We start from the raw sequence: 24558 nt of genomic DNA, 5'->3' as shown, positions 1-24558 counted from the left end.
GGATAGCTTTTTCCAACTTGATGAAAGCCGTAGCATGGCCAACATTGTTAGCCAGCTAACTAATGCTGCGGAGAAGCTCCATGCAAAATAAAGTCGATGTCGCCGTGATGATTGGCAGTGGCGTACCGCAAACCTTGCGAGCGCTCGGCCAGAAGGCCTGCTGGGTGGTGCTGCTTAATGGTGAACAGCGCGGCACCGCGTTTGCCAGCCGTGATGAGGCTGAAGAGTGCAGGGCTGCCTGGCAAGCGCTGTTACGCCTGGAACAATCAGACAGCCTGCATTGACAGGGGCTTAGTGCGGTTGATGCAGGCGCTGGTTCAACTCATCCACGGCAATCGCCCAATCGGCATCTTCGCGTAGTTCTTCCTTGAGAAACTGGGCCTGTTGGGCGGACCAGAAGGGCGCATCGATCAGCTTCACGTCCTCAGGCAGCGGATGCGCGACGATAAAAGCGTCGATGGCTTCTGGGGAGGAGTCCAGGCCCAGTTGTGCAAACAGGGTTTCGAGGGTGGGGATTGGCGCGTCCATATCGTTCTCCATGCAGGGTGGTCGTTATGCATGGGAGGATAGCGACGCGGCAGAGTTCGATTGGATCAGGAATTCAATGCTCCGGCGTCCACGGCGGTTTTCAGCGCCTGCGCAGCGTCTTTGCCGGCGACTGCTGCGGCATCGGCGGTTTTGAACCAGCGATCTTTTTCCACTTGGTGCGTGGTAACGGTTTTCAGCGGTGGCTTGGCCCGCATCACGATCACCGCCTGAAATTCACCGTCTACTTCCCTTACGCCGCCGTGGATAAAAAATTCGCCAATATCAAATTCCGTCACGTAGAGCCTTCCCTTGGAGATAACTGCACTGGTGAAACCTGGCCCGCGGGGCGCACATTTCGGTGGACGGGCCAGTATGGCAGTTGTTGGGGGACTGCGGCGCAGTAAAGTCATGCAGGTGACGAAACGATTCCTCCTGGGTGCGCATGCAGGCGGGCTTCGAGTTTTTTTGCCAGTTCGCAAGCCTGGATATGGTCGGTGCGAAAGCCTTTGACTCGGCCGCTGAGCACTTCGCGAATGTGGAAAAAGTTTCTACCGGCAGGTACGACTTGGTAAAGAACCGAATCCAGGTACCCGTCGTAGCCGCGCAAGCGGTAGTATTGGGCCTCGTCCTGGCATGCTGAACGAGTGTGCGAGGACATTGCGTTGTAGGGGGGTCGTTGCATCGCCTGCTCCTGTCGATCGATCCGGTTGACTCAACGGCTGCGTTTTGGGTGGTGTTGTTCCGTGTTGCTGTTTTAGTATTGTTGTCACCCGCCGGTGCCTGGTTCCATGTTCAGGTGTGTGTTTTGTATTCGATGTCGGAAAACTGCGTTTTTAATTGGGTTATTCTCTGAAGTTGGTCGACCCGTGTTCTCGGGCCGTTGAACCTGTGATCTCCTGTGATGCCTGATGACCTTGCACAAGGCCCATCGCGTACGTCTGTACTAGTCTTATGGCGCTGCAGCGAATCTTCTTCAGTTTTTTTCAATGAATGTGTTGTGTGATCGTGCCGTAACGGCCGTTTTTTTGTGCTGCCCGCTCCGGCGGACGGCGCTCTTTTCGATGTGGGAGCGTTTCCTTGGCAGTCAGTAATCTGGATATGCACGCGCTGTTCGTGCTGGGCGATTTGCGCGCAAAGTTGGTCAAGCAGTTTCAATCCCGTTTCGTATACATCACCGAACAGACGCCGGAAGGCATCTACATTGCCGAAATCGACACCGAAACGGCGATGGTGGTGGATGACAAACCACGTCTGGAACTCAAAGTGGGCGACCATTTCCGCGCAGCGGTATTGCCCAGCCGGGAAGGTGGCAAGTTCGAGTTGAAGTTCCGCGACATCAAGTTGACGGTGTATGGCCTGGGCGACTATGCCTTTGTTTCTTCAGCCGAAGGCCAGGGCATTGTGTTCAAGGAAGGCCACAGCGTTATGCTGGTGTTCGCCGCCAACGAGCAATTGCAGGAAGGCCTGACCAAAACCCTGAAGGCCGTGACTGGCAAGGCTGCCAAGTGGCGCAAGGGTGAACTGGTGACATTCAAGGCCAGTGAGTGACTCATAAACACGCTGTTTAAGCTTTAGCGCCCGGAACCTCTACTACAGTTGAGTTGACTTAACTATTCAGAGGCTTCGCGCATCCGCAGCAAAGCCGTTCGCTATTGGCTGCGATATCGCGAGGTGCTAAGGCATGAAAGGATTTAAAACGCTGTTGGCCGCATCCCTGACGACCTTGAGTCTGTCGATGGCTGCGCCGTCGGTTTTGGCCGCCGAAACCCCGGTGCACTTTGCCGACCTGAACTGGGAAAGCGGCAGCCTGATCACTGAAGTACTGCGAGTCATTGTCGAGAAGGGCTACGACCTGCCCACCGACACTTTGCCCGGTACTACCATCACCCTGGAAACCGCCCTGGCCAAGAACGACATCCAGGTGATCGGCGAAGAGTGGGCGGGCCGCAGCCCTGTTTGGGTCAAGGCCGAAGCCGAAGGCAAAGTGGTGGGCCTGGGTGATACGGTCAAGGGTGCCACCGAAGGTTGGTGGGTGCCGGAATACGTGGTCAAGGGCGACCCCGCCAAAGGTATCAAGCCGCTGGCGCCGGACCTCAAGAGTGTAAAGGACCTGGCACGCTACAAGGACGTGTTCAAGGACCCCGAAGCCCCCAGCAAAGGGCGCTTCCTCAACAGCCCTATCGGCTGGACCTCGGAAGTGGTCAACAAGCAGAAACTCAAGGCCTATGGGCTGGACGACAGCTACGTGAACTTCCGCAGTGGTTCGGGTGCGGCACTGGACGCCGAGATCGCCTCATCGATCCGCCGGGGCAAGCCGGTGCTGTTCTATTATTGGTCGCCGACGCCGTTGATGGGGCGCTATAAGCTGATCCAGCTGGAGGAGCCGCCGTTCGACGCCGAGGCCTGGAAGACGTTGACGGATGCGGACAATCCCGATCCGAAGCCTACGCGGTCGTTGGCGTCCAAGTTGAGCATCGGTGTGTCAACGCCGTTCCAGAAGGAGCATCCGCAGATTGCACAGTTCTTCGAGAAGGTCGAGTTTCCTATCGAGCCGCTGAACAAGGCCTTGGCGACCATGAGCGAGAATCACACCGCGCCACGGGAAGTGGCCCAGGCGTTCTTGAAAGAGCACCCCGAAGTGTGGAAAGCATGGTTGCCAGAGGATGTGGCGCAGAAGGTTGAGACCAGCCTTAAATAACCCCAGTCTAAAAGCAGAATGGAGATCAAAATGTGGGAGCGGGCTTGCTCGCGAATACGGTGGATCAGTTAATGAACTTGTATCTGGCACACCGCATTCGCGAGCAAGCCCGCTCCCACATTTTTAATTGTATTTCAGGTTTAGAACTTGGTGTTTACCGCCAACTCGAAGGTTCGCGGCGATCCCAGGTAGTAAGCCGGTGACACATGGGCAAACTCGGCATATACCTCATTCGTCAAATTACGTACCCGTCCGGTGATGGAAGTGTGCGCGTCTACCTTGTACCGCAGGAACGTCCCGAACAACGTGTACGCGGGTACCGTCTGGGTATTGGCGTTATCCGCATACACCTCGGCCACATACCGCGCATCCACACCGCCTTGCCAGTCTTCGGCAAAGTCATAGGTCAGCCACAGGTTGCCCACACGCTTGGGTACGTTGGTCGGTGTATTGCCCTTGCGTGAAACCACCGCACCACTGGCAGTTTTCTCGTTGAAGTCATCGTACTCGGCGTCCACCCAGGCGAAGTTGCCTTCTGCCAGCAACTTGGGCGTGATGCGCAGGGAACTCGCCAACTCGATGCCCTTGGAGGACTGCGCTCCCACCGGGATGCTATTGGTCGGGTCTTCTGGGTCGGTGACGGCAAAGTCTTTGCGCTCGATCTTGTAGGCCGCCACGGTAGCTGAGCCGCGCCCGTCCAGATAATCGAACTTGCTGCCCACTTCCCACTGTTTGCCAGTGGATACATCGAATACCTGTGTGGTGGTGTTCGGTTGCTCGGCGGCGGTGCTGTATTGCACATACACGTTGGCCGAAGGAATGAACTGGTAGGTCAGGCCCACGCGCCCGGTTACCGGCTCCCAACTGCGCTTGAAGTGCCGTGGGTTAGTAGCCGTTATCGCGCGATGGTTGGTGACATCCAGGTCAATGGCGTCGTAGCGCAGGCCGGTGAGCAGCGACAGTTTATCGGTGAGGCCCAGGCGGTTTTCGACGAACAACGCCTTGGTGGTGACCTCGTTGGTTTTGTCCTTGACGAAACCTGATTGGGTGCCCGGGATGCCATAGAAGTAGCCAGGGTCGTAGTGGTTCGGATCTACGCTGCTGTTTCCGGACACGTTCAAAGGGCTGTTTGTCGTGCTGTTGACCTTGTACTCAAAACCGCCGGACCAGGTGGTTGACATGCCGAAGAGGCTATCGTCGTGGCGCAGTTCGAACTGGTTGCCGTTCTGTACGCCTTGATGACGCACTTGGTAGGCAGTGGAACGATTCACCGCGCTGTTATCGGCGTTGTACTGGTAGGTTTCCAGGTTGCGATAGTCGCGCTGGCTGTCCAGGTGGTAGAGCGTATTTTTCAGGGTCGTGTTGTCATTGATGCGGTAGTCAATGATCGAACGCGCCCAGATCGTGCGCTGTTCGTAACGGCCATCGGCGACGTTGTAGTTGTTGAAACGGTTGTGCTTGTCGATCTTCAACTCACCAGCCTTGGGGTTGAGCACCGGCGTGCCCCAGTAGGGGCTGTCTTCGTGTTCGTCCTGGTATTCCAGCGCCAGGGTGTGGGACAGGTTGGGGGTGAGGTCGCTGAGCAGGGAAAACGCCAGGCTCCAGGCCTCGCGCTGATCGCGGTCGATGTAGCTGTGGTTGGTGTTGCGGCTCACATCCAGGCGCGCGTAATGCTGCACTTCGGCACCTGGCTCGGTCAGGGCGTGATTGACGCCGAAGGCCATGCCGGCCGTGTCATAGCTGCCATAGGTGAGCTGGCCTTCGGCGGCCTGCTCCTCGCGGCTGGCGAGCTTGGTCACGTAGTTGAGCGAGCCGCCTACAGAGCCGGCGCCGTTGATCAGCGAGGAGGGCCCGCCTACCAGTTCCACCCGGTCATAGATCCACGCATCCACCGGCCGGGCCAGGCCAGTGGCAACGTTGATGCCGTTGAACATCTGGGTGATCTGGCTGCTGGTAAATCCACGGTAAGACACAAACCCGCCAAACCCCGGCGGCGCACTGGCGTTGACGCCGGGCAGGGTGTTGGCGGCATCGCGGAAGGTCTTGGCGCCGTGGCGCTCGATATCGTTGAGGTTGGCGATGGCCACCGATGCAGGTGTCTCTCGCACGCTCAGTCCCAGCCGCGACGCCGCGCCGCTGGATTGATCCAGGGTCAGGCCGGGCTCGGCGGTTTGCTCGCCATCAATGGTGGTCGGGGCCAGCTCGATGGACCAGGCGCACACAGGCAGGCAGCCGAACAGGCCCGCCAACAGGGGTAGATGTTTCATGGTTGAATCCTGAAAAACTTGGCTTGAAAACAACACACAGCCGTGCGTATTCCCCAATGGAAACGCGGGTCAGTGCAGATCAGGGAGCGAAGGAATCAGGCGACAGCAGGCGGCGCGCGCGGATGAGCCGTGGGCCAGGTGAAGCGGGCAGGGATGTCGGCGGTGGCGATGATCGCCGGCGGTGGCGCGTGAGGTTGCGGTAATACCGCTACATTCAGGCTGGAGTTGAGTGCCGGGCCCATGCCCCCCGTGGAGCACAACGGGCAACCGAAGGCCTTGGACAGTGTCGGCAGGCTTTCATCGATGGAGTTGGACGGCTTGGGAGCTTGGGTTCGCGGGTCGACCGTACAGAACTGACCGCCGATGCCATTAAGCTGCATCCCCACCATCTGCCCATGACCAATACTGCAGGCGAACGCATTGAACAGGACGCAGCAATAGAGCATCCAGGCAATGAGCGAGCGATCGGCACGGGCGAATTTCATGGGGCGGCACTTTACCACCAGCCGCCGACGAAATGCCTGCAAAAAATCACTGGGCGACTATGCTCATTCCCACATTTTCAGGGAGGGTCGGCCATGAGCTTTGTCATCGCACGATGGATCGTCGGGGTTTTTACCTGCATCAGCATGGTGCACTTGTACTGGGCGGCCGGCGGCAAACTTGGCTTCCAGGCGGTCATTCCCCAGCTCCCAGGCGAGTTCGCCAGCGGTCCACGACCCGCATTCAAACCTTCTGCACTGGGTACATTCTTGGTGGCGTTGGGGCTGGTGGCAATTGCCTTGATGGTATGCCTGCGAGCCGGGCTATATTTTTCGGCGGTGTCCCATGGCGCGTTGCAGTGGGGAATCAGCGCGATTGCGGTGGTGATGTTCGCCCGTGCGATTGGGGATTCGGAGTTGGTGGGGTTTTTCAAGAAAGTGGGTGGGTCGCGATTTGCGAGGTTGGATACGTATTTTTATTCGCCGTTGTGTTTGGTATTGGGGGTGGGGTTGTTGGTGGTAGCGTGGGGGTGAGGGGCCTACTAATCTGCTTTTTAGCAGGCTAGAAGAAGAAAAAGAGGCCTGTTCGGTTTTTGATCGCAAGGGCGTTTAAGTGGATCAATTTTTGTATTACCGAAGCGTTTTCAGGTGTCAGGCGCTGTTCGAGTAGCGCTAGGGTTTTGTCGAGCTCCTCAGCGGTGCTGATGGCCTCGTCTTCATAGTTGTCTATTATTTTTCCAAGCGAATTATTGATAGCTTCCAGTGCGCCTGACTCCAGAAGTATTTCGTACTCTTCCTGATTGAGTGAGATGCTTTCGAGCAAAGAGTTTGGGCATTCGTCCATATCTAACAAACACATGGCCTCCACAGTGAGTGGGGTGCAAATTATTTTCATTTGTTTGGCTCCCTTTTATTGAAATGGGTAGCCTCATTATATTGACTTTGTGTTCTGCCCATTTTCCTCCCCCGAAGGGGACGTCTTGTTATTGGGTACTATGCCCTCAAGGCTTAGGTAGCGTCTTTTACCTGGCTGTATCTCGCCGATTGGCACGTCATACGCTGACTCGAACTTGAAATCTGGGTCATTCATGCTCACCGACCGCTGCGAATCCCCCCCGCAACACCCGATCCATCCCCAACAACGACGGCATATCCAACGCGTGACTTGCCGAATCCAATGCGTGCGAATACCAGGCGTTCATCTGCTGGCGATAGATCGCCAGGCTCTGATGAAAACCATCGAGTTCAAATTCGATATGGGCAATGTGGGAAGCGTTGGTCATCCGTGACGGCTCGGTGGAGGTCAAGGCGTCGGAGAATGCCGCAGCAAATAGCGGCTGGATGAACGGTTGGAAAAATCAGGAACGGCTCACCGGAGACGGTAAAAAGCCGCAAACAATCCCCTCAAAGGGCTACATGAAAAAGCGATCCCGCTGATTGCAGTAGAACCTCTCAAATAAAAATCGATCTCATTCTTGCCCGATTTTCAGACCTGGCCGTCATGGTTAATAAAACCCCCATTTCGCAGGATTTCCCATGTCGCGCCTTGCTCGTCCCTTGCACCCACTGGCCTTGTCAGTGGCGATGGCTTTTGCTGCTGTGCCGTTGTTGAACGTACAGTCCTCCTTCGCCGAAGAACGCAGCAGTGCGGTGCGCAGCTTCTCGATCCCTGCCGGTGACTTGAGCCAGGCCCTCAACAGCCTGGCGGAACAGGCGGGGCTGGTATTGGCCTTCGATGCAAGCCTGACCCGTGGCAAACACAGCGCTGGCTTGAACGGGCAGTACGGCACCGACGTGGCCCTGAACCAACTGCTGGCCGGCAGCGGGTTGCAAGCTTTGAAGATCTCCGCCGACCGCTATCGCCTGGAGCCTATCCCGGATAACGGCGGCGCCATGGAATTGCAGGCCACCACCATTAGCGGCGCCTACCAGGCCGAGAGCCCGATCGGGCCAGTGTCTGGTTATGTGGCTACCCGCAGCTTATCGGGCACCAAGACCGATACCCCGATCATCGAAACGCCTCAGTCGATCTCCATCGTCACCAAAGACCAGATGCGCGCGCAGAACGCTGAAAGCCTCAACCAGATCCTGCGCTACAGCGCCGCGGTGGTCCCGGAGACCCGTGGTGCCACCGCATCGCGTCTCGACCAATTGACCATCCGTGGTTTCTCCCCGGCCACCTACCTGGATGGCCTGCGCATGCCATCGAGTCGTGATGCCTTGCCGCAAAAGGATGCCTTTGACCTGGAGCGTGTCGAAGTACTGCGCGGCCCGGCGTCGGTGTTGTACGGGCAGGGCACGCCCAGCGGTGTGATCAACATGGTCAGCAAGCGCCCGTTGGATACGCCGTTCCACGAGATTGGCGTGGAATACGGCACCTTCGACAAGAAGCGCACCACCTTCGACCTGAGCGGGCCGATTGACGATCAGGGTGTGTATTCCTACCGGGTTGCCGGACTTTTCGATGATGCCGATGGCCAGGTGGAACACACCGAGACGCGTCGCCAGTCGCTGTCCACCGCGTTTACCTGGCGCCCGGATGACGCCACTTCGCTGACCCTGCTGGGGCATTTCCAGAAGGACCCCAAGGGCGCGTCCTACGGTTCGGTGCCGGCCTGGGGCTCGGTGCTGCACAGCCCGATCGGGCGTAGCATCGATGTGGATTTCTATGATGGCGAGAAAAACTTCGAGAAGAGTGATCGCGAGTATTACTCCATCGGCTATGCCTTTGAACATCACTTCGACGACGTCTGGACCGTGCGACAAAATGCGCGCTACCTGCGCAGCGAAGGGCAGTACCGCAGCCTTTACAGCAACATCCTGATGCCGGACTACCGCACCATCCAGCGCTCGACCATCGCCACTGATGTCGACATGGATGCCTACACCCTTGATAACCAGGTGCAGGCAAAATTCGATACCGGCCCGTTGCAGCACACGTTGCTGATGGGGCTCGACTATCAGTACACCAACACCGACACGCTGTCGGGCTCAGGCGTGTACAAGGCCGGGCCAACCCTGGATATTTTCGATCCGGTGTACGGCGCCGCTGTGCCGGTGCCGGCGTACACCACCGATGGCACCTCTCGCAGCGAACAGACCGGTGTGTACCTGCAAGAGCAGATGAAGTGGGACAAGTGGGTGCTGTTACTCGGCGGCCGGTATGACTGGGCCAGCACCGATAGCAGCACGCAGACCATCCGCACCGGTGCCAAGAGCAAGTCTTCCCTGGACAGCAAGGCCTTTACAGGGCGCATTGGCCTGGTCTATCTGTTCGATAATGGCCTCGCACCGTATGCCAGCTACTCCGAGTCTTTCAACCCGCAATCGGGCACTGGCTTTGGTGGTTCCGTGTTCAAGCCGACCGAAGGCAAGCAGTACGAAATCGGCATCAAGTACCAGCCGCCGGGCAGCAACAGCTTTATTACCGCCGCGATCTTTGACCTGCGCCAGACCAACGTACTGACCACCGACCCGGACCCTACCCACCTGTGTGGCAGCGGTCGCTGCCAAAGCCAGGACGGCGAAGTGCAATCCCGTGGCTTTGAACTGGAAGGCAAGGCCAGCCTTAACGACAACCTGGACATCACGGCAGCCTATGCCTACCTGGATAACCGCATCAGCAAGTCCAACAACACCGTGCGCTATGCGCCGATCGGTGACGTCGGCGTCGGCCCGGTGCTTTCAGCGCAAGGCACCACAACCTACGCCGTACCTCGTCACACCGCGTCGGCCTGGGCCGACTACACCTTCCACGATGGCAACCTCAAGGGCTTTGGTATCGGTGCCGGTGCGCGGTATATCGGTTCGTCGTGGGGCGATACCGCCAACACCCTGAAAGTGCCGGGCTACACGCTGTTCGATGCGGCGGTGCACTACGACATCCCGAATATCACCAGCCTCAAGGACAACCTGCGCCTGGCCCTTAACGCCACCAACCTGGCGAATAAAGAGTACGTTGCGTCCTGCTATTCCTACTCGTGGTGCTGGTATGGCTCACAGCGCACGGTGCAGGCGAGTGCGACCTATCAGTGGTAGTAAGGCAATTTAATGGCCCCTTTGTAACAAAATCCTCGCCAGAATCGCTTTTATTTTCAGGTGGTTAGGTGGGGATGCAAATGCGCAATGTTGGAATCATGCTGATCGCCTGCTCCCTGGCTGGCGGCGCGGCTGCCGTGCAGGCACGGGAGCTGCGCGAGGGTGACAAGTACATGTGCAGCTGGGGCGCAGGCACGGCGGCGAGGGCCCAGGAACTCAAGCTGTCGGGGGTTTCGCTGTACGCGGCGCGGCAGAAGATCCAGACCATGAAGTTCAACAAATCGTGGATGCGCATGATGGCCATGGGCATCACTGAACAGACCTACGACAGCCGTTCACGGCTTAAACCCGAAGCGATACGCCAGGGTTTCTATCAGGATTGCGTGCGCTACAAGGTCGCGCGCAAATAGCCGGAGCGCTTTGCACCGGCCAGTGCAAAATCTGCGTAAGCCTGTCCAACTTCACGCCAGCGCCCCTCGCCATACTGGCATCAGGTAAACGAAGAGGCACAGGCCATGACTGACTACGTAATCACCCCCGCGCACACTCCATCCATTGCCGTGAAGGGCAGCGATGCACGTTTCCCATTGCGTCGCGTGTTCTGTGTGGGCCGCAACTACCGTGAGCACACCCGGGAGATGGGGCACGACCCGGATCGTGAACCGCCGTTCTTCTTTATGAAACCGGCGGACGCGGTAGTGCCGGCTGAAGGCGTCATCGCGTATCCGCCACTGACCAGCGACCTGCACCATGAAGTGGAACTGGTGGTTGCCATCGGTAAGGGCGGGGTGGATATCAGTCCGGAGGAGGCGTTTTCCCACATATGGGGGTATGGCCTCGGCATCGACCTGACCCGTCGCGACCTGCAAGCCCAGGCGAAAAAGTTCTCACGCCCGTGGGAATGGGCCAAGGCGTTTGATGAGTCGGCCCCCAGCATCCCGTTGCAGCCGGTGAGCGCAGTCGGGCACCCCTCCAGCGGGAAAATCTGGCTCAACGTGAACGGCGAGCAGCGCCAGTTGGGCGATCTGGCGGACCAGATCTGGTCGGTCAGCGAGGTGATCAGCCATGCCTCCAAGTCCGTCACTCTAAAGGCCGGCGACCTGATCTTCACCGGTACGCCAGCGGGCGTCGGCGCGTTGCAGCCGGGTGATGAAGTCACCGCCGGCATCGATGGCATTGGCGAGTTGCGTTTCACCCTCGGCCGGGGTTGAGGCTACAGTGGTGCCCAGGCCACCCGAGAGACCGTTATGCCAGGCACCCGCGTCACCACTTACGGCATGGAACAACGCAGCGACCGCCCCGACTTTTACATCCGCGATAAACGCGGGCGGGCGGCGCTGACCAGTCCCCATCGCCATGAGTACTTCCAGATCCAGATCAACCTCGGCGGCGACACCGTGCAGCACATTGGCGGCGCGGTACGGCCGTTTCCGCACAAGGCCCTGGCGTTTATCCTGCCTCATCGCCTGCATGTGATTCCCCATCCCGAGGATGGCGAGTTCATGCTGATCAATTTCAGCCAGGCGTTTTTCCTGCCGCAACTGACCTGCGATCCATTGGACCTGGAAGATATTCCCATCGGCCAGGCCCCGGAGTTGTCGCCGTTTCGCTTCCAGGAGCAGTTGGATTTCATCCTTGACGACGCGGCCTTCGCAGAGGTGCAAACCTGGCTCACCCACATGCGCAGCCTCGACGCTCAGCGGACCTTCGGCGCCCGCGAACGTCTCAAGGGCTACCTATTCCAATTGATCGGCCTGGTGTGTGAGCAATACGCCGAGCCGTTGCAGGCCTTTGCCGCCGATAACGCCACGCGGCGCGGGCGCAAGGATGCCCTGGCGCGGGTGCAGGGTTACATTCGCGAGCATCTGCATGAGCCGAGCCTTAACCTCACCGACACCGCTGCCGCCGCGTTTCTCTCGCCCAACTACCTCACCCACCTGCTGCGCAAGGAAACCGGCAAACCCTTCTCCCAACTGGTGCTTGACCGTCGCATGCAACTGGCGCGCACCTTGTTACTCAACAGTGCGCGAATGATCGGCGCTATCGCCCACCGTTGCGGTTTCACCGATGAGGCGTACTTTTCTCGGTGCTTCCGCAAGGCTCATGGCCTGGCGCCGGGGCAGTTCCGACGGCAGCAACATGGGGAGACGTTGTAGTCCGGGTTTTTACAAAACCACGACAATCACTGTGTTTCAATTTGCATACAATTGCGCGCTTCATCGCAGATAGAGCAGGGCGCCCCAGGATCATGCACCCCCCAAACGACTCGTCGTCCAACAGCTTTCGCTACTTTGTGGTCGGCGTGCTGTGCGCCGCGGTTTTGCTGGGGATTTATTTTGTGCGGTTCAACGCCCAGGTCGACCGCGAGCGTGAGGAGGCTAACCAGCGCTTGGCACTGTGCAGGCAAGTGGAAAGCGTGGCGCGTTCGGTGCGCTCGAATAACCCGGAAATTCGCAGGGTGTGCGAGGGTTCAAATGATTACAGTGCGGAAAGTGCAAACCAATAACCACTTTTTATGAATGGAAATGACGGCGGTAGTTGCACCAAAAAGTGGCACTTATATACCGCGCCACCTTAAAAAATATGTGGTTATTGAATGACTTACGACTGTTTTAATCCGACGAAAGGAATCAAATAGTCTTGTTACGGCTTTTTACAATCGTTATTATTGCCTGGCGTTCACCTCCCACGGTTTATGCATTTTTAAATCCCAAGTTTCCATCAGCTACTTGGGATTTTTTTTGCCTGTTATTTGACCTTTGCGTCAAAGTTAACCCTCGGCATACTCCGCGCGCATCCGCCCATTGCGCTTGGCCTGGTACAGCAGTTTGTCGACTTCTTCGACAAAACCCAGGGTTGGGCTATCCGGCAGGACGATTCGGGTACCGACGCCCAAGCTCAGGGTCAACAGGTTCGATACCGGCGAAAAACCGTGTTCGATCTGCTGTTGGCGCACCAGGTGCAGACATCGCTGTGCCACTTGCCTGGCCGATGCCGCGTCAGTCTCCGGGAGCAACCAGACGAATTCTTCGCCGCCGATACGTGCAATGAAATCCCGTGGCCGGTTGGCCGCCTTCGACAGTGTGTTCGCCACTTGGCGTAGGCATTCGTCACCTTTGATGTGGCCGTAGTGGTCGTTGTACTGCTTGAAAAAGTCGATATCGAGGATGATCAGCGATAACGGTAACTGGCTACGCTGGGCGCTGGCCCATTCACGTTCCAGCACGGTGTCGAACATGCGCCGGTTGGCGATGCCGGTGAGGCCGTCCTGGTAGGAATATTCCTCAAGTTGCTTTTGCAAACGCACCAGGTGCTCCTCGGTCTTCTTGCGTTCGCTGATATCGAACATAAAGCCGATCAGTGCCTCGACTTCGCCGTCCTTGCGCACCACATGCACCACATCGCGGATCCACACGTAATCGCCATTCACCGTCAATGCGCGATAGTCCGCTTCGTGATCCACCCCAGCACGGGATTGGGACACGCAGAAATTCACCACATATTCACGGTCATCCGGGTGCATGCGTTCGACCCAGTCGTCCACACTGATCCAGCTTTGTGGCGTCCACCCCAGCAGCGTCTCGATTTGCGGGCCGATGTAGCTAAAAGTCATGGTTTGCCAATCGATGCGCCAGGGGATGGCCTTGGTCGATTCCAGCAAGGTCTTGTACACGTCGCTGTCGGGCTGGCTCGGAGGTTCGATGCTCATGGGCGATGCTCACGGAGTGGCCAAAAGCCAGAGCGTCTTGTGATCTGAGCCAGGAGTCAAGTCTTCCCCCAGCGGCCAGACAAGAGGTTGCCCGAAGGCTTTTTTGGCGCCAGTGTTTCGGCGGTTTTGGGGCAAAATGAGGTGTGATTGGCACTTTTGAACGATTGGCTAGATTGCCCCTGAAACCTGATCTACTCTGCTTGCATCACAACGACTGGGTGGAGCCCGGGGGAGGGTGCGGAGCATGATTTCAATCGCCGAATTCAGTCGCATCATGGCTTCGGGTTTTCTGCCATTGGCCTGCGATTGCACGCAGAACGTCGATGGTTCGCTGCGCATCAGCATCTTCGAACCGGAATCCGGTCGTGTCGACTTGCTGCTGACCCGTGTGTCTCCCGAGGGTTTGGACAGCATCCGTTCCATCTCAAACCTTATCGGTGAACTGCGTACCGAGATCAAGGCCGGGCGCCGAGGTTTTGCGGCGGTCGGTTAACTGTTGGCCATGTGGGTGGGGGTGTCGTTCGCGCCGTAATAACGCCAGCAGCAATGGCGGTGTTCCGGCAGGATAATGCAACCGCTGAGGCTGACGATCAGCAGTGCGGCAACCAGCATGGAAAGTCGGCGGTACATGATGTTTCCTCTTGGATTTACCTGCGTTACACCTTCAACGTAGCCGCAGAGATAAATCCGTCGCGCGGCTTTCAAACATTTCATCAAGTCCTGCCATCCCCTGGGCAATACTGCCCTCGACCACTGCCCTGAAAAAATCCACGCACCCCGCGACGGATTTTTTCGACACCCAGCGTTCAACCCATCAGCAACCTGCACTTTCGTTCGTTGCATGAAGGAGTTGCCATGAGACCCCTGGCCAAAATGCGTTTTGCCTTGCTTGCCCCACTGGTCCTTGCCGCGTTTGTGAGTACGCCAAGCTTTGCCGAGACTGAAGTCATCATTCGCCAGGCGCCGCCGGCGGAGCGTGTCGAAGTCATTCCGGCGCAACGTCCCGGTTACGCCTGGGACCGTGGTCACTGGCAGTGGGAGCGTGGCGCCTATGCCTGGGTGCCCGGCCACTGGCAGCCGGTGATGCACAATGCACGTTGGGAGCCTGGACATTGGGAATCACGCGGTCCCAACTGGTACTGGCGTGAAGGGCATTGGATCCGCTGACACCTGAGACTTAGCCCCCGGACCGAGAATTGCCCGATTGAAAGACACTGATCCGGACGTTGAGCTGCTGGCACGTATCGGTAACAACGAACCCGCAGCCGTCAACGAAATGGTGACGCGCAAACTGCCGCGCCTGCTGGCGCTCGCCAGTCGGATACTGGGCGATGCCGACGAGGCCAAGGACGTGGCCCAGGAAAGCTTCCTGCGCATCTGGCGCCAGGCGGCCAGTTGGCGCAGCGGCGAGGCGCGCTTTGACACCTGGTTGCATCGGGTGGCGCTCAACCTGTGCCATGACCGTCTGCGCCGGCGCAAGGAGCGCCCGTTGGACGACGAGCAGGCGCTGGAGCTGGCAGACAACGCGCCGTCCCCGGAAGAACAGCTGGAAACCGCTGACCGCAGTGCACGCATGGCCGCAGCGTTGGCGGCGTTGCCCGAGCGACAGCGCGAAGCCATTGTGCTGCAGTATTACCAGGAGCTGTCGAACATCGACGCCGCGGCCCTGATGAATATCAGCGTCGAGGCACTGGAGAGCCTGCTGTCGCGGGCTCGCCGCCAGTTGCGTAGCCAACTTGCCGACACACCCGGGCTTGCCCGCCCAGGAAGGGGAAAACCATGACACCCGAACGATTTGCTCACTTGGCCGACGCCTACGGCGCCGACTTGCAGCGCTGGCCCGCACAAGAGCAAGGCTCGGCCCGGGCCTTGCTGGACAGCGGCCACCCCAGTGCCCGTGCAGCCATGGACGAGGCCGGCTGGCTCGATACGCAACTCGACAGTTACCACGTGGTGCTGGCCGACCCCGAATTGGCCCGCCAGATTCGTCAGTCGGCCCCGCAACCCAAGTCATTCTGGGCCCGCTACGCCGGTTGGCTATCGCCAGCCGGCGTGGTGGGCGTGGGCATAGCAGGGATTGTCACCGGCATGTTGGTGGCTTCCATGAGTGTACCGCTGCCGATGCTGTCATCCGAAGTGCTGCCCAGTGTCTTCGACCAAGGCGACGCGGAAGTCGTCTTCACCGTCAATGCCGAGGAAGCCGAGCAATGACCGTCAGATCCCTTAAACCGTGGTTGCTCGTCTCGGTATTGCTCAATGTGTTTTTGATCGGCGGGGTTGCCGGCGGCCTCTACCACTGGATGGCCAGCGCCAAGCCTGCCGAAGCGGTGGTCAACCAACACGGTTTGCGCCAGGCCATGTTCAAATTGCCGCCGGAGCGGCGCAAGGAACTGCGCCAATTGCTGCGCCATAACAGCGCCGACAGCCAACCGCTGATCATGGCCGGCCGCGAGGCGCGGATGGGAGTGATCAAGCAATTGGAAGCACCGACCCTGGACCGCGAAGTGCTGGTCACCGAATTGGCCAAGGCGCGCGAAGCCGATGTGGCGTTGCGGGCCTTGGTGGACTCAACGTTGGCGCAGTTCGCCAGCACCTTGCCCCAGGAAGACCGGCAAAAACTGGTGGATGCGTTGTATTTGCGCGGGCAAGCCAAAGGCAAGGACAAGCTCATGGAGACGGCAGGCAGCAAGCCGCGCTCCTGAGGGATGATTGGGCATTAATGTTTCGACCGCACGTGCCGAAACAGCGGCTGGGATTTGGCGCAATCTTGCGCCTGGCTGTCCAGCCGCCCATCTGCCCTGGGGCGTTTCATGCAAAGGATGCTGTGCAGTGTGTTGAGCCTGGCGATCATCACATCGTCACTCAGTGGGTGCGCGACCGCGCCGGTCCAGCCCGAGATTGCGGGCCCCGAGGTGTATGGCTACACCCTTTACCAGCCGTTGAGCAGCCAACAATTCGAACTGTTGAGCAAAACCCGTGGGTTCTATACCGGCGCGCTTGAGCTGTACCTGCAAGCAGCCCCGGATGGCGGTGTACTGGGGCTGTATGTCGGTGGTAAAAACTGGCTGGATACGGTGAGCAAGACCAGCAAGCGGTACGTCACCCAGCCTGAATGCGAAGCCGCCTGGCAGGCCGAGGACGGGCAACTCAAGGCATTGGTCGAGGGATTCAATGCCCGCCAGACTCAGCCCCGCCGACTAGGCGACTACTACGCGGTGCAGACGGTAGATGCCTGCAAGCCGTTCAAGGACCAGGGCTATCGGTACACGGCATGGACGACCCTGCAGGCGTTCGACCTGAACCCGCAGCAGCAGTATCCGTACAAGACTGAAGTGCACAGCTCACGTGCCGTCGACATTGCAGTGATGGTGGTGGTGGTTCCGTTGGTAGTGGCAGTCGTGATCCTGACGGGGGGCCAGGGTATGTCCGACTGTACGTATACCGGGACGGTGGAAGAGGGCAAGCAGCAGTGCGACAAGAAGCTCGAGGCGCAACGTGAGCAAAAGCGTCAAAAGGAACGTGAACGAGACACGCTTGAAGCGGGCTACCACTAGCAGCAGTGCGGGTGAGTGTCCTTACTCACAGCCGACGCAGAAACGATTTGACGATATGCCGGGTGGCATCGGTGGTGTCCAGTTGATCCACCGCGCCATAAGCCTGCCACTGGCAATCGATGATCTCGTTTCGCGGTTGCGCATCCGCGATGTTCACCACCGAAGCTTCGAACACATGGTGCACGGTGTCGCGGGCCTTCAGTTCCTGCAAATACAGCAAGCCGTCCACGTTCAGCCCGGTTTCTTCTTCCAACTCCCGCTCGGCGGCGCCCACCGGCCGCTCGTAACGTTCGACCTTGCCGCCTGGCAACGCTCATTTTGATCTGGCCTTGCGCACGAAGAGGATGTGCCCCTCGTGTTCGCAAATGACCGTCGCCCGAATTTTCATCGTCTGTGCCCCTGCAGCTGGATGAATGTCATAAAAGTGAAATGCAATTGTCATGCTAAGTGTTTGTGGCACAGGGCGGTGGGTATGTGGATACTGCCCGATTGATGGAAACGGACGAGGAAAATCGATGACGACCGTACGTTGGGGCATGATTGGCTGTGGCAGTGTCACTGAATTGAAGAGTGGACCCGCTTTCTACAAAGCGCCAGATTCGGCGCTGGTGGCCGTGATGGGGCGCCGTGAGGAAGCGGTGCGCGATTATGCGGCACGCCACGGTATTGCCCGCTTCTACACCGACGCCCAGGCACTGATCGACGACCCCGAGGTGGACGCGGTGTACATCGCCACGCCGCCCGACAGCCACCTTGAATACAGCCTGATGGCGGCGGCGGCCGGCAAGCATTGCTGCGTCGAAAAACCCATGTCGCTCAACGCCGAGCAAAGTGCGTTGATGCAGCGCACCTTCGAGCGCGCCGGCTTGCACCTGTTCGTCTCCTACTACCGGCGTTCCTTGCCACGCTTCCAGCAAGTGCGTGACTGGCTGCGGGACGGGCGCATTGGCGAGCTGCGCCAACTGACCTGGACCCTGTGCAAGCCTGCAGGCGCTGATGACGCCAGCGCCGCCAACTGGCGTACCGACCCGGCCATTGCCGGCGGTGGCTACTTTGCCGACCTGGCCAGCCACGGCTTCGACCTGTTCCAGTACCTGGCCGGGGATATTGTTGAAGTCACCGGCTTTAACGCGCGCCAGGCCGGACGCTATGCCGCAGAGGACGCTGTGACAGCCTGCTGGACCTTCACCTCCGGTGCGTTGGGCATGGGCTGCTGGAACTTTGTCGCGGATCGTCGCGAGGACCACGTGGAGTTGATTGGCAGTCGTGGGCGCATCCAGTTCTCGGTCTTCGACGACCAGCCAATACGCCTTGAAGGTGAGTCCGATGAAGTGCTGGAGGTGCCGTGTCACGCGCATATCCAGTGGCACCATGTGTTGGCAATGAACGCCCATATCCGTGGCGGGGCCGAGCATCCATCGTTGGCGATCGAAGCGCTGAAGACCGATCGAATCCTGGACAAGGTGCTACAACGTAACCCCAATGTTCCGGGTTAGACGCGATAGGGTTTTTCTTTTTCAAGGAATACACGGATGAAATACTGGATGGCGTTGTGGCTGGTACTGGCCACGAATGCAATGGCGGCACCGCGCGCTCAAGGAACACCGGGGGAATTTGATTTTTACGTATTGTCGCTGTCGTGGTCACCGACCTTTTGCCTGACGCACCCGAACAACGAGCAGTGTTCGGGCAAGGGCTATGGGTTTGTGCTGCATGGTTTGTGGCCGCAGTACGCGCGGGGCGGGTGGCCGGCGTCATGCTCACCTCAGTCGCAGCTTAATCGCGAAGAAATGGACAAGGGCGCAGCGTTATTCCCGACGCGCTCGCTGCTCAAGCACGAGTGGGCCAAGCATGGCACTTGCAGCGGTCTGGAGCCCTTGGCGTATCTGGAGAAGACTGACGCGGCGCTGGGCGTAGTGACGATTCCGCAGCAACTGCAACCGTTCAATACCCCGCCGTCTTTGCAGGCCCGTGAGATTGAAGCGCTGTTTCGCGAGAGCAACCCGCGCATGGGCAACCACGGGCTGGCGGTAATCTGCAAAGGCAAGGTGCTCTCGGAGGTACGGGTGTGCCTGACCAAGGACTTGGCGTTCGCCGGTTGCCCGCGCAGTGTGAAAAACCAGTGCCGCGATGGCGACATACGGATTCCAGCACAGCGCTAAGGCAACATCGCCACGCGAAAGCGCTCGTCAAAATCTTCCGCCAATTGCGCCAGGGTGACCTTGCCCAGGCGCTTCAACAACAGCGCTTGGGCTTGTTCGAAGGCATCGGTGAGCGCCGCGTTCACCGCCTGCTCCACCAGGCATTCCGGATGGTCGGTGGACAGGCCGATGGCAAATATCGACGGCGTGCCCAAGGCGTTGTGAATATCCAGCAGGGTGATCTCACTCAGGGGTTTGCCCAGGCTCCAGCCGCCTTGATGGCCCTTTTCCGAGCGTACGTAACCATTCTCCTTGAGCAGCCCAAGTGTGCGTCGCACCACCACCGGGTTGGTGCCCAGCATCTGCGCAATGGTCTCGGACGTGGCGCGCTCTTCGTGGCGGCCCATGTGGATCAGTACATGCAGCATGCGCGACAGGCGCGTGTCGTTTCTCATCAAAAAACCTCAAGTCGATTCGGTCGAAAGTATCGTTCGTAACCTAAAAAGTTGCGAGACTCTTGACGGGCTATTTTTACGTAACTTATGGTGTGTCGTGAAAGCGCGCGGATAACTGCGTGCACCTGATTCGGGGTCATTGTCATGATGCATGACGTCATTATCGTGGGCGGCAGCTATGCCGGCCTGTCTGCGGGCCTGCAATTGGCACGGGCACGGCGCAAGGTGCTGGTGATTGATGCGGGGCAGCGACGCAACCGCTTTGCGGCCACTTCCCACGGCTTTCTCGGCCAGGACGGCCAGGCACCGGAGGTCATCGCCGCCGAAGGCCGCAGCCAGTTGATGGAATACCCCAGTGTCACCTGGGTGCAGGACAACGTCGTGGAGGCGAGTGGGCAACTGGACGGTTTCAGTGTGCGCACTCAATGCAACGGTGAGCTCAAAGCTAGGCGCCTGATCCTCGCCACCGGCGTGGTGGACGAACTACCCGCCATCGAAGGCCTGCAAGAGCGCTGGGGCACGCGGGTGTTTCATTGCCCTTACTGCCACGGCTACGAGTTGGACAGGGGCCGTATCGGCGTACTGGCCACATCACCCTTGGCGATGCATCACGCGTTGATGCTGCCGGATTGGGGCACCACCACCTTGTTTACCAACGGTGTATTCACGCCGGATGCCCAACAACAGGCGCTGTTGGATCGGCGTGGCGTGAGTGTGCAAAACGGGGCTGTTCGGCGCCTCAGCGGTGAGCGTGTCGATCTGGAGTTGGAAGACGGCAGGGTGTTCAACCTTGATGGCGTGTTCACGATGTCACGCACGCGCATCAGCCCGCTGGCAGCACAGTTGGAGTGCGAGTTGTCAGAGGGGCCGAGTGGCCTTTACGTACACACAAATGAAACTCGCCAGACGTCGGTGCCTGGCGTGTTTGCCTGTGGTGACACGTCCCTCGCTGCGGGCTCGGTAGCGCTGGCCGTAGGCGAGGGCGTGCGCGCCGGTACCGGCACGCACTTTTCGTTGATCAACGGTTGAGGTACACCGGGCTGTCGCTGGACAGCGATGCCTTCACTCCGTGGGACGTGTCGCTGACCAATAGTTCTTCACGGTCCTCGCTCAGCGCCTGCAGGGTAACGGCAACCACTTCTTGCGGCGTGCTCTTCGGCGCTTGTACATCGGCAACCATGTCGGTGTCGATGTAGGCCGGGTGCACGCCGATGACCAAGGTGCCCTGTTCGCGCAGCTCACCGCGCAGGCCGTTGGTAAGGCCCCACTGGGCGGACTTGGACGCGCTGTAGCCACCGGCGCCCGGTGGGCTCAGCCAGCTCAGCACCGACAGCACATTGATCAACGCGCCGCCGCCTTGCTTGGCCAGGATCGGCGCAAACGCCCGACTGACCCGCAGGGTGCCGAAGGTGTTCACGTCCAAGTGCTGTTGCAGGTTCTCGACGCTGTCCTCAGCCAGCAACGAGCCGTACTTGAGGAAGCCGGCGTTGTTGATCACCACACTGACATCACTCGCTTGCTCGGCGGCACGCTGCACGCTGGCGGGGTCGGTGATGTCCAGGGCAATCGGCGTACTGCCGGGGATGTTCACACTGCTTGGGTTTCTTGCGCCGGCATAAACCTTGGCGGCGCCGCCTTCCAGCAGCGCGGTGACAAACGCTTTGCCCAGGCCGCGATTGGCGCCGGTGACCAGTACCACTTTTCCACGAATATCCATGATGAGCTCCACGCTGCGAATTTAGGTTTAATAATGAAACCGTTTTTATCCTGAGCGTATCGGTCCTATAATGCAACTGAATTTTTCTGGAGGCCCGACCGTGAAACGCAAATGTATGGAAGGAAATGCCTGCCCCGTCGCCCGCGCCCTGGATGTGGTGGGGGACTGGTGGACGCTGCTGATCATTCGCGATGCCTTTGCCGGCGTGACGCGCTTCGGTGATTTCCAGAAGCACCTGGGCGTGGCGAAAAACATCCTCGCCACTCGCCTCAAGGACATGGTCGAACAAGGCCTGCTGCAAACCAGTGAAGTTGGCGCGCGCAGCGAGTACCAACTGACTGACAAGGGCCGCGCGCTGATGCCCGTACTGGTGACTCTGGCGCAGTGGGGTGAGGCGTTCACCGAGCCGGATGAGGTGGGCGCCCGTGTGCTGGATGCCCGCTTGCTCAAGCCGCTGCGCAAGGTGGAGATCCAGGCCGAGGACGGTCGAGTGTTGCAGGTCGAAGACATCGTCACCCAAGCGCCGGCGGCCTGAATCAACGCAGCTACTTGCTGTCGAGGAACCCTAGCACTGCTGCGTTGAACAACGCCGGGTCCTGCAGGAACGCGAAGTGGCTGGTGTTCGGCAGAATCAGCAGGCCAGCGCCGGGGATGGTCGCCGCGATGTACTCGGTATGTTCGCGCTTGATCGCTTCGTCATGGTCGCCGTCGGCAATCAGAATCGGCGTCTTGATGCTCGCCAGTTGTGCGTCGGTCCAATTCGGTTGGCTGGCCCACATATGACTGATCTGCTCGACAAACGCGTCGTACTCTTTAGGCGTCGGCGAGAGCTTGCCGTACTCCTTGCCCGCGCGTTCGATAAAGGCGGCGAACGTCGGGTTTTTCTCGACGCCGTCCTTCACCCCGGCGGTCTGGGTATTGGCGGCGAACGCGAACACTTTGCCGATGCGGTCAGGGTGACGCAGGGCCAGGTCGATACCGATGATCGCGCCGTCACTCCAGCCGACGATATCAGCGCGGGGAATCTTCAGGCTGTCGAGCACGGCCAACACATCGTCGGCCATCAGGTCGTAGCCGAAGGGTTTTTCGTCCCGGGAACTGCGCCCGTGGCCACGGCTGTCGAGGCTGATCACCGTGTGTTTGGCCGACAGCGCCTTGACCTGGTTGCCCCAGTAATCGGAGTTGGACAACCCGCCATGCAACAGCACCACGGGCGAACCATGGCCGGTGCGGGTGTAGTAGACCTTGATGCCGTTGACCGCGGCATAGCCGGTTTTGGCGCCGGCCACCGGGGCGGGTGTCGGCGGCAGGGTTTCCCAGCGTTCAGCGGCTTGGGCCGCAGAGAAAGACAGCAACAGGCAGGCAGCAACCAGCAAGCGACGTGACATGGCGATTCCTTTTTGCAGTGAGAGGTCGGCGTTGAACTCTAGCACTGGGCCTGAAGCGGTTTGCGGCCAAGGGTGATTTTGTTCAATACCGTTTTGGACGGGCCTTATACCGTTAGGCCTTCTTCACGCGCCATCAAAAGGAATCGTAATGAGCTTGATCATTTCCATGGCCGCTTTCGCGTTGGCTACGTCGATTACCCCGGGGCCGGTCAATGTGGTGGCGCTCAGCACGGGAGCGCGCTTTGGCTTTGTTGCCAGCCAGAAGCACGTGTTCGGCGCCGCCGCCGGCTTTACCTTGTTGCTGGTATTGATTGGCCTGGGACTGCATGAAGTGCTGGCGCGCTGGCCGATCCTGACGCAGGTGATCCAGTGGGGCGGGGTTGCTTTCCTGCTGTACATGGCTTGGAAACTGGCGGTGGACGATGGACGTCTGGACGCCGATGGCAGCGCAACCGCGCCGTCGATGCTGTACGGCGCAATCATGCAATGGCTCAACCCCAAGGCCTGGTTGGCGTGCGTGGCGGGTATGGGATTGTTTGTGGCCGATGGGGATACACGGCAGGTTTGGCTGTTTGCCAGCCTCTACCTGGTGATCTGCTACCTGTCCGTGGCCTGCTGGGCTTATGCCGGGACTTTTTTGCGGCGCTACTTGAGTAATCCCCAGGGGATGCGCCTGTTCAACCGCTCAATGGCTGCGTTGCTGGTGGCCAGTGTGGGTTATTTGCTGATGGCTTGAGCCGGTCGCGGTATTGCCCCGGCGTCGCGGCAAAATGCTGTTTGAAGGCGCGCTGGAAATGCGCCTGGTCGGAGAAGCCAGCGGCCAGCGCTACATCGGCAATCAGACCACCCTGGCGCAGTTGGGCACGCGCGAACTGGATGCGCTGGTTCACCAGGAAGGCATGGGGTGTCAGCCCGTAATACAGCTTGAACGCGCGGATCAGGTAAGACGGCGACAGCTCGGCGGCCAGGCAGATGTCTTCAAGTTTCAGCGCCTGGGTGCAGTGCGTGCGGATGTACTCGGCAGCCCGCTCCAGCTTGTGGTTGACCTCGCGCAGCGGCGCGTCGCACGGGTTGAGGCGCTGTTGCACATCACTGAAGTAACTCACCAGCGCACTTTGTTTTTGCAGGTGTTCGGCCTGCGCATCCACCAATGTCCGATACAACGCCAACAGGCCGTTGTACAGCACCGGATCGCGAGTGTGCGGAGTGGTGAACGGACGAAAGCCCTGGTCGCTGCTGAACCCCAATTGATGCTGCAGATCGGTCAGCCAGGACGTGTCGATGTACAGCATCTGGTACGACCAAGGCTCATTGCGGATGGGATTGCAGGCGTGTACGTCGCCGGGGTTCATCAGCACCACCGTACCGGCGCTGATCTCGAAGGTGTCTGCGCCGTAGTGGTAATAGCTGCGCCCGGTGGTGACCGCTCCGATGGAAAAGTGCTCATGGGCATGCCGGGTGTAGGTGACCTTGCGGCCATCGGCAATCGCACGCGCCTCAATGAACGGCAAGCGCTCGTCGCGCCAGAAGCGCGGCGAGTGCAAGGGGTGAGCGCGGGTTTCCAGCGACATGGTGGAGCCT

General features: G+C 59.2%; 34 protein-coding genes. 20 read left to right on the top strand and 14 right to left on the bottom strand.

The window, feature by feature from the left end; all coding sequences use genetic code 11:
• Positions 1 to 80 precede the first annotated feature (80 nt).
• Positions 81 to 284, top strand: coding sequence for a hypothetical protein (locus HF257_RS27105; protein ID WP_010211013.1), 204 nt, complete (start codon positions 81 to 83; stop codon positions 282 to 284).
• Positions 285 to 291: 7 nt separating this feature from the next.
• On the opposite strand, the gene HF257_RS27100 is transcribed toward HF257_RS27105, so the two are convergent.
• The 3 genes from HF257_RS27100 to HF257_RS27090 all read right to left on the bottom strand — a co-directional run bounded on the left by HF257_RS27100 (position 292) and on the right by HF257_RS27090 (position 1210).
• Entirely contained in the window at positions 292 to 528 is a 237-nt protein-coding gene (locus tag HF257_RS27100) for a DUF2789 domain-containing protein (RefSeq protein ID WP_185708951.1), read from the bottom strand.
• Positions 529 to 593: 65 nt separating this feature from the next.
• Positions 594 to 824, bottom strand: a complete 231-nt coding sequence (locus HF257_RS27095; protein WP_185708952.1) for a hypothetical protein — start codon at positions 822 to 824, stop codon at positions 594 to 596.
• A 110-nt stretch (positions 825 to 934) separates the two neighbouring features.
• Entirely contained in the window at positions 935 to 1210 is a 276-nt protein-coding gene (locus HF257_RS27090; protein WP_185708953.1) for a hypothetical protein, read from the bottom strand.
• A gap of 416 nt (positions 1211 to 1626) precedes the next feature.
• Here HF257_RS27090 and HF257_RS27085 point away from each other — a divergent pair, with 416 nt between their 5' ends.
• Positions 1627 to 2076: a hypothetical protein gene (locus tag HF257_RS27085; RefSeq protein ID WP_174244875.1), complete on the top strand. Its 450-nt coding sequence runs from the start codon at positions 1627 to 1629 to the stop codon at positions 2074 to 2076.
• 133 nt (positions 2077 to 2209) lie between these two features.
• Positions 2210 to 3226, top strand: coding sequence for an ABC transporter substrate-binding protein (locus HF257_RS27080; protein WP_185708954.1), 1017 nt, complete (start codon positions 2210 to 2212; stop codon positions 3224 to 3226).
• A 140-nt stretch (positions 3227 to 3366) separates the two neighbouring features.
• Here the strand turns inward: HF257_RS27080 and HF257_RS27075 are convergent, their stop codons facing one another.
• Together HF257_RS27075 and HF257_RS27070 are read right to left on the bottom strand one after the other, a co-directional pair.
• Positions 3367 to 5493 (bottom strand): TonB-dependent receptor, encoded by a 2127-nt coding sequence (locus HF257_RS27075; RefSeq protein WP_185708955.1) that lies wholly within the window; start codon positions 5491 to 5493, stop codon positions 3367 to 3369.
• Positions 5494 to 5588: 95 nt separating this feature from the next.
• Positions 5589 to 5978, bottom strand: a complete 390-nt coding sequence (locus HF257_RS27070; RefSeq protein WP_185708956.1) for a DUF2946 domain-containing protein — start codon at positions 5976 to 5978, stop codon at positions 5589 to 5591.
• A gap of 93 nt (positions 5979 to 6071) precedes the next feature.
• Here HF257_RS27070 and HF257_RS27065 point away from each other — a divergent pair, with 93 nt between their 5' ends.
• The gene (locus tag HF257_RS27065) at positions 6072 to 6509 is read left to right on the top strand and encodes a DUF3995 domain-containing protein (RefSeq protein WP_185708957.1); all 438 of its coding nucleotides are present in this window, start codon (positions 6072 to 6074) and stop codon (positions 6507 to 6509) included.
• A gap of 28 nt (positions 6510 to 6537) precedes the next feature.
• Here the strand turns inward: HF257_RS27065 and HF257_RS27060 are convergent, their stop codons facing one another.
• Entirely contained in the window at positions 6538 to 6870 is a 333-nt protein-coding gene (locus HF257_RS27060; protein ID WP_185708958.1) for a hypothetical protein, read from the bottom strand.
• A gap of 187 nt (positions 6871 to 7057) precedes the next feature.
• Positions 7058 to 7258, bottom strand: coding sequence for a hypothetical protein (locus HF257_RS27055; RefSeq protein ID WP_233081500.1), 201 nt, complete (start codon positions 7256 to 7258; stop codon positions 7058 to 7060).
• A gap of 253 nt (positions 7259 to 7511) precedes the next feature.
• On the opposite strand from HF257_RS27055, the gene HF257_RS27050 reads away from it, so the two are divergent.
• The 5 genes from HF257_RS27050 to HF257_RS27030 all read left to right on the top strand — a co-directional run bounded on the left by HF257_RS27050 (position 7512) and on the right by HF257_RS27030 (position 12519).
• The gene (locus HF257_RS27050) at positions 7512 to 10013 is read left to right on the top strand and encodes a TonB-dependent siderophore receptor (RefSeq protein WP_185708960.1); all 2502 of its coding nucleotides are present in this window, start codon (positions 7512 to 7514) and stop codon (positions 10011 to 10013) included.
• A gap of 80 nt (positions 10014 to 10093) precedes the next feature.
• Positions 10094 to 10423, top strand: a complete 330-nt coding sequence (locus tag HF257_RS27045) for a hypothetical protein (protein WP_105698119.1) — start codon at positions 10094 to 10096, stop codon at positions 10421 to 10423.
• Positions 10424 to 10528: 105 nt separating this feature from the next.
• Positions 10529 to 11224: a fumarylacetoacetate hydrolase family protein gene (locus HF257_RS27040; RefSeq protein WP_185708961.1), complete on the top strand. Its 696-nt coding sequence runs from the start codon at positions 10529 to 10531 to the stop codon at positions 11222 to 11224.
• 36 nt (positions 11225 to 11260) lie between these two features.
• Positions 11261 to 12169, top strand: coding sequence for a helix-turn-helix transcriptional regulator (locus tag HF257_RS27035; protein WP_185708962.1), 909 nt, complete (start codon positions 11261 to 11263; stop codon positions 12167 to 12169).
• Between the two features lie 92 nt (positions 12170 to 12261).
• Positions 12262 to 12519, top strand: a complete 258-nt coding sequence (locus tag HF257_RS27030) for a hypothetical protein (RefSeq protein ID WP_185708963.1) — start codon at positions 12262 to 12264, stop codon at positions 12517 to 12519.
• Between the two features lie 264 nt (positions 12520 to 12783).
• On the opposite strand, the gene HF257_RS27025 is transcribed toward HF257_RS27030, so the two are convergent.
• Complete coding sequence (locus HF257_RS27025) at positions 12784 to 13722, bottom strand: sensor domain-containing diguanylate cyclase (protein ID WP_185708964.1); 939 nt, start codon at positions 13720 to 13722, stop codon at positions 12784 to 12786.
• Positions 13723 to 13966: 244 nt separating this feature from the next.
• Between HF257_RS27025 and HF257_RS27020 the strand changes: the two genes are divergently transcribed.
• Positions 13967 to 14215 carry a DUF1652 domain-containing protein gene (locus HF257_RS27020; RefSeq protein ID WP_185708965.1) on the top strand — a complete coding sequence of 83 codons (249 nt, stop codon included), beginning with the start codon at positions 13967 to 13969 and terminating at the stop codon, positions 14213 to 14215.
• Here the strand turns inward: HF257_RS27020 and HF257_RS27015 are convergent.
• Positions 14212 to 14352, bottom strand: coding sequence for a hypothetical protein (locus HF257_RS27015; protein ID WP_185708966.1), 141 nt, complete (start codon positions 14350 to 14352; stop codon positions 14212 to 14214). The genes HF257_RS27020 and HF257_RS27015 overlap by 4 nt on opposite strands.
• 225 nt (positions 14353 to 14577) lie before the next feature.
• Here HF257_RS27015 and HF257_RS27010 point away from each other — a divergent pair, with 225 nt between their 5' ends.
• From HF257_RS27010 to HF257_RS26990, 5 genes are all read left to right on the top strand, one after another.
• The gene (locus HF257_RS27010; RefSeq protein WP_185708967.1) at positions 14578 to 14889 is read left to right on the top strand and encodes a YXWGXW repeat-containing protein; all 312 of its coding nucleotides are present in this window, start codon (positions 14578 to 14580) and stop codon (positions 14887 to 14889) included.
• Positions 14890 to 14926: 37 nt separating this feature from the next.
• The gene (locus HF257_RS27005) at positions 14927 to 15505 is read left to right on the top strand and encodes an RNA polymerase sigma factor (protein ID WP_185708968.1); all 579 of its coding nucleotides are present in this window, start codon (positions 14927 to 14929) and stop codon (positions 15503 to 15505) included.
• Entirely contained in the window at positions 15502 to 15933 is a 432-nt protein-coding gene (locus HF257_RS27000; RefSeq protein ID WP_185708969.1) for a hypothetical protein, read from the top strand. Before HF257_RS27005 ends, HF257_RS27000 begins: the two co-directional genes overlap by 4 nt.
• Positions 15930 to 16424, top strand: coding sequence for a periplasmic heavy metal sensor (locus HF257_RS26995; protein WP_185708970.1), 495 nt, complete (start codon positions 15930 to 15932; stop codon positions 16422 to 16424). The genes HF257_RS27000 and HF257_RS26995 overlap by 4 nt, the downstream gene beginning before the upstream one ends.
• A 108-nt stretch (positions 16425 to 16532) precedes the next feature.
• The gene (locus tag HF257_RS26990; protein ID WP_185708971.1) at positions 16533 to 17276 is read left to right on the top strand and encodes a hypothetical protein; all 744 of its coding nucleotides are present in this window, start codon (positions 16533 to 16535) and stop codon (positions 17274 to 17276) included.
• Positions 17277 to 17301: 25 nt separating this feature from the next.
• Here the strand turns inward: HF257_RS26990 and HF257_RS26985 are convergent, their stop codons facing one another.
• Positions 17302 to 17586 (bottom strand): NUDIX domain-containing protein, encoded by a 285-nt coding sequence (locus HF257_RS26985; protein ID WP_233081502.1) that lies wholly within the window; start codon positions 17584 to 17586, stop codon positions 17302 to 17304.
• Positions 17587 to 17791: 205 nt separating this feature from the next.
• On the opposite strand from HF257_RS26985, the gene HF257_RS26980 reads away from it, so the two are divergent.
• Together HF257_RS26980 and HF257_RS26975 are read left to right on the top strand one after the other, a co-directional pair.
• On the top strand, positions 17792 to 18772 hold the full coding sequence (locus tag HF257_RS26980; protein WP_185708972.1) for a Gfo/Idh/MocA family protein: 981 nt from the start codon (positions 17792 to 17794) through the stop codon (positions 18770 to 18772).
• 36 nt (positions 18773 to 18808) lie between these two features.
• Complete coding sequence (locus HF257_RS26975; RefSeq protein ID WP_185708973.1) at positions 18809 to 19438, top strand: ribonuclease T2 family protein; 630 nt, start codon at positions 18809 to 18811, stop codon at positions 19436 to 19438.
• Here HF257_RS26975 and HF257_RS26970 read toward each other — a convergent pair.
• Positions 19435 to 19872 (bottom strand): Rrf2 family transcriptional regulator, encoded by a 438-nt coding sequence (locus tag HF257_RS26970; RefSeq protein ID WP_185708974.1) that lies wholly within the window; start codon positions 19870 to 19872, stop codon positions 19435 to 19437. The genes HF257_RS26975 and HF257_RS26970 overlap by 4 nt on opposite strands.
• Positions 19873 to 20016: 144 nt before the next feature.
• Between HF257_RS26970 and HF257_RS26965 the strand changes: the two genes are divergently transcribed.
• Positions 20017 to 20901 (top strand): NAD(P)/FAD-dependent oxidoreductase, encoded by an 885-nt coding sequence (locus HF257_RS26965; RefSeq protein WP_185708975.1) that lies wholly within the window; start codon positions 20017 to 20019, stop codon positions 20899 to 20901.
• On the opposite strand, the gene HF257_RS26960 is transcribed toward HF257_RS26965, so the two are convergent.
• Positions 20891 to 21589 (bottom strand): SDR family oxidoreductase, encoded by a 699-nt coding sequence (locus HF257_RS26960; RefSeq protein ID WP_185708976.1) that lies wholly within the window; start codon positions 21587 to 21589, stop codon positions 20891 to 20893. The genes HF257_RS26965 and HF257_RS26960 overlap by 11 nt on opposite strands.
• Positions 21590 to 21689: 100 nt before the next feature.
• On the opposite strand from HF257_RS26960, the gene HF257_RS26955 reads away from it, so the two are divergent.
• On the top strand, positions 21690 to 22124 hold the full coding sequence (locus HF257_RS26955; RefSeq protein ID WP_185708977.1) for a winged helix-turn-helix transcriptional regulator: 435 nt from the start codon (positions 21690 to 21692) through the stop codon (positions 22122 to 22124).
• Between the two features lie 10 nt (positions 22125 to 22134).
• Here the strand turns inward: HF257_RS26955 and HF257_RS26950 are convergent, their stop codons facing one another.
• A complete protein-coding gene (locus HF257_RS26950; RefSeq protein ID WP_185708978.1) occupies positions 22135 to 22977 on the bottom strand; it encodes an alpha/beta fold hydrolase in 843 nt (280 codons plus the stop codon).
• A 148-nt stretch (positions 22978 to 23125) separates the two neighbouring features.
• On the opposite strand from HF257_RS26950, the gene HF257_RS26945 reads away from it, so the two are divergent.
• Complete coding sequence (locus HF257_RS26945; RefSeq protein WP_185708979.1) at positions 23126 to 23713, top strand: LysE family translocator; 588 nt, start codon at positions 23126 to 23128, stop codon at positions 23711 to 23713.
• Here HF257_RS26945 and HF257_RS26940 read toward each other — a convergent pair.
• The gene (locus HF257_RS26940) at positions 23655 to 24548 is read right to left on the bottom strand and encodes an AraC family transcriptional regulator (RefSeq protein ID WP_185708980.1); all 894 of its coding nucleotides are present in this window, start codon (positions 24546 to 24548) and stop codon (positions 23655 to 23657) included. The two genes, HF257_RS26945 and HF257_RS26940, sit on opposite strands and share 59 nt — an antisense overlap.
• Positions 24549 to 24558 lie beyond the last annotated feature (10 nt).

This window comes from Pseudomonas cremoris (assembly GCF_014230465.1).
The sequence above is the reverse complement of the archived record's forward strand: the minus strand, read 5'-3'. Positions and strand labels throughout refer to the sequence as shown.

Coding starts and splice junctions, on each gene's coding strand:
- HF257_RS27100 (WP_185708951.1), bottom strand. CDS start 528: ATGGACGCGCCAATCCCCACCCTCGAAACCCTGTTTGCACAACTGGGC.
- HF257_RS27000 (WP_185708969.1), top strand. CDS start 15,502: ATGACACCCGAACGATTTGCTCACTTGGCCGACGCCTACGGCGCCGAC.
- HF257_RS26970 (WP_185708974.1), bottom strand. CDS start 19,872: ATGAGAAACGACACGCGCCTGTCGCGCATGCTGCATGTACTGATCCAC.
- HF257_RS26945 (WP_185708979.1), top strand. CDS start 23,126: ATGAGCTTGATCATTTCCATGGCCGCTTTCGCGTTGGCTACGTCGATT.
- HF257_RS26995 (WP_185708970.1), top strand. CDS start 15,930: ATGACCGTCAGATCCCTTAAACCGTGGTTGCTCGTCTCGGTATTGCTC.
- HF257_RS27025 (WP_185708964.1), bottom strand. CDS start 13,722: ATGAGCATCGAACCTCCGAGCCAGCCCGACAGCGACGTGTACAAGACC.
- HF257_RS27035 (WP_185708962.1), top strand. CDS start 11,261: ATGCCAGGCACCCGCGTCACCACTTACGGCATGGAACAACGCAGCGAC.
- HF257_RS27045 (WP_105698119.1), top strand. CDS start 10,094: ATGCGCAATGTTGGAATCATGCTGATCGCCTGCTCCCTGGCTGGCGGC.
- HF257_RS27015 (WP_185708966.1), bottom strand. CDS start 14,352: ATGTACCGCCGACTTTCCATGCTGGTTGCCGCACTGCTGATCGTCAGC.
- HF257_RS27105 (WP_010211013.1), top strand. CDS start 81: ATGCAAAATAAAGTCGATGTCGCCGTGATGATTGGCAGTGGCGTACCG.
- HF257_RS26950 (WP_185708978.1), bottom strand. CDS start 22,977: ATGTCACGTCGCTTGCTGGTTGCTGCCTGCCTGTTGCTGTCTTTCTCT.
- HF257_RS27065 (WP_185708957.1), top strand. CDS start 6,072: ATGAGCTTTGTCATCGCACGATGGATCGTCGGGGTTTTTACCTGCATC.
- HF257_RS27055 (WP_233081500.1), bottom strand. CDS start 7,258: ATGACCAACGCTTCCCACATTGCCCATATCGAATTTGAACTCGATGGT.
- HF257_RS26990 (WP_185708971.1), top strand. CDS start 16,533: ATGCAAAGGATGCTGTGCAGTGTGTTGAGCCTGGCGATCATCACATCG.
- HF257_RS27080 (WP_185708954.1), top strand. CDS start 2,210: ATGAAAGGATTTAAAACGCTGTTGGCCGCATCCCTGACGACCTTGAGT.
- HF257_RS27075 (WP_185708955.1), bottom strand. CDS start 5,493: ATGAAACATCTACCCCTGTTGGCGGGCCTGTTCGGCTGCCTGCCTGTG.
- HF257_RS27020 (WP_185708965.1), top strand. CDS start 13,967: ATGATTTCAATCGCCGAATTCAGTCGCATCATGGCTTCGGGTTTTCTG.
- HF257_RS27030 (WP_185708963.1), top strand. CDS start 12,262: ATGCACCCCCCAAACGACTCGTCGTCCAACAGCTTTCGCTACTTTGTG.
- HF257_RS27090 (WP_185708953.1), bottom strand. CDS start 1,210: ATGCAACGACCCCCCTACAACGCAATGTCCTCGCACACTCGTTCAGCA.
- HF257_RS26940 (WP_185708980.1), bottom strand. CDS start 24,548: ATGTCGCTGGAAACCCGCGCTCACCCCTTGCACTCGCCGCGCTTCTGG.
- HF257_RS26980 (WP_185708972.1), top strand. CDS start 17,792: ATGACGACCGTACGTTGGGGCATGATTGGCTGTGGCAGTGTCACTGAA.
- HF257_RS27040 (WP_185708961.1), top strand. CDS start 10,529: ATGACTGACTACGTAATCACCCCCGCGCACACTCCATCCATTGCCGTG.
- HF257_RS26960 (WP_185708976.1), bottom strand. CDS start 21,589: ATGGATATTCGTGGAAAAGTGGTACTGGTCACCGGCGCCAATCGCGGC.
- HF257_RS26965 (WP_185708975.1), top strand. CDS start 20,017: ATGATGCATGACGTCATTATCGTGGGCGGCAGCTATGCCGGCCTGTCT.
- HF257_RS27050 (WP_185708960.1), top strand. CDS start 7,512: ATGTCGCGCCTTGCTCGTCCCTTGCACCCACTGGCCTTGTCAGTGGCG.
- HF257_RS27085 (WP_174244875.1), top strand. CDS start 1,627: ATGCACGCGCTGTTCGTGCTGGGCGATTTGCGCGCAAAGTTGGTCAAG.
- HF257_RS27060 (WP_185708958.1), bottom strand. CDS start 6,870: ATGAAAATAATTTGCACCCCACTCACTGTGGAGGCCATGTGTTTGTTA.
- HF257_RS27010 (WP_185708967.1), top strand. CDS start 14,578: ATGAGACCCCTGGCCAAAATGCGTTTTGCCTTGCTTGCCCCACTGGTC.
- HF257_RS27070 (WP_185708956.1), bottom strand. CDS start 5,978: ATGAAATTCGCCCGTGCCGATCGCTCGCTCATTGCCTGGATGCTCTAT.
- HF257_RS26975 (WP_185708973.1), top strand. CDS start 18,809: ATGAAATACTGGATGGCGTTGTGGCTGGTACTGGCCACGAATGCAATG.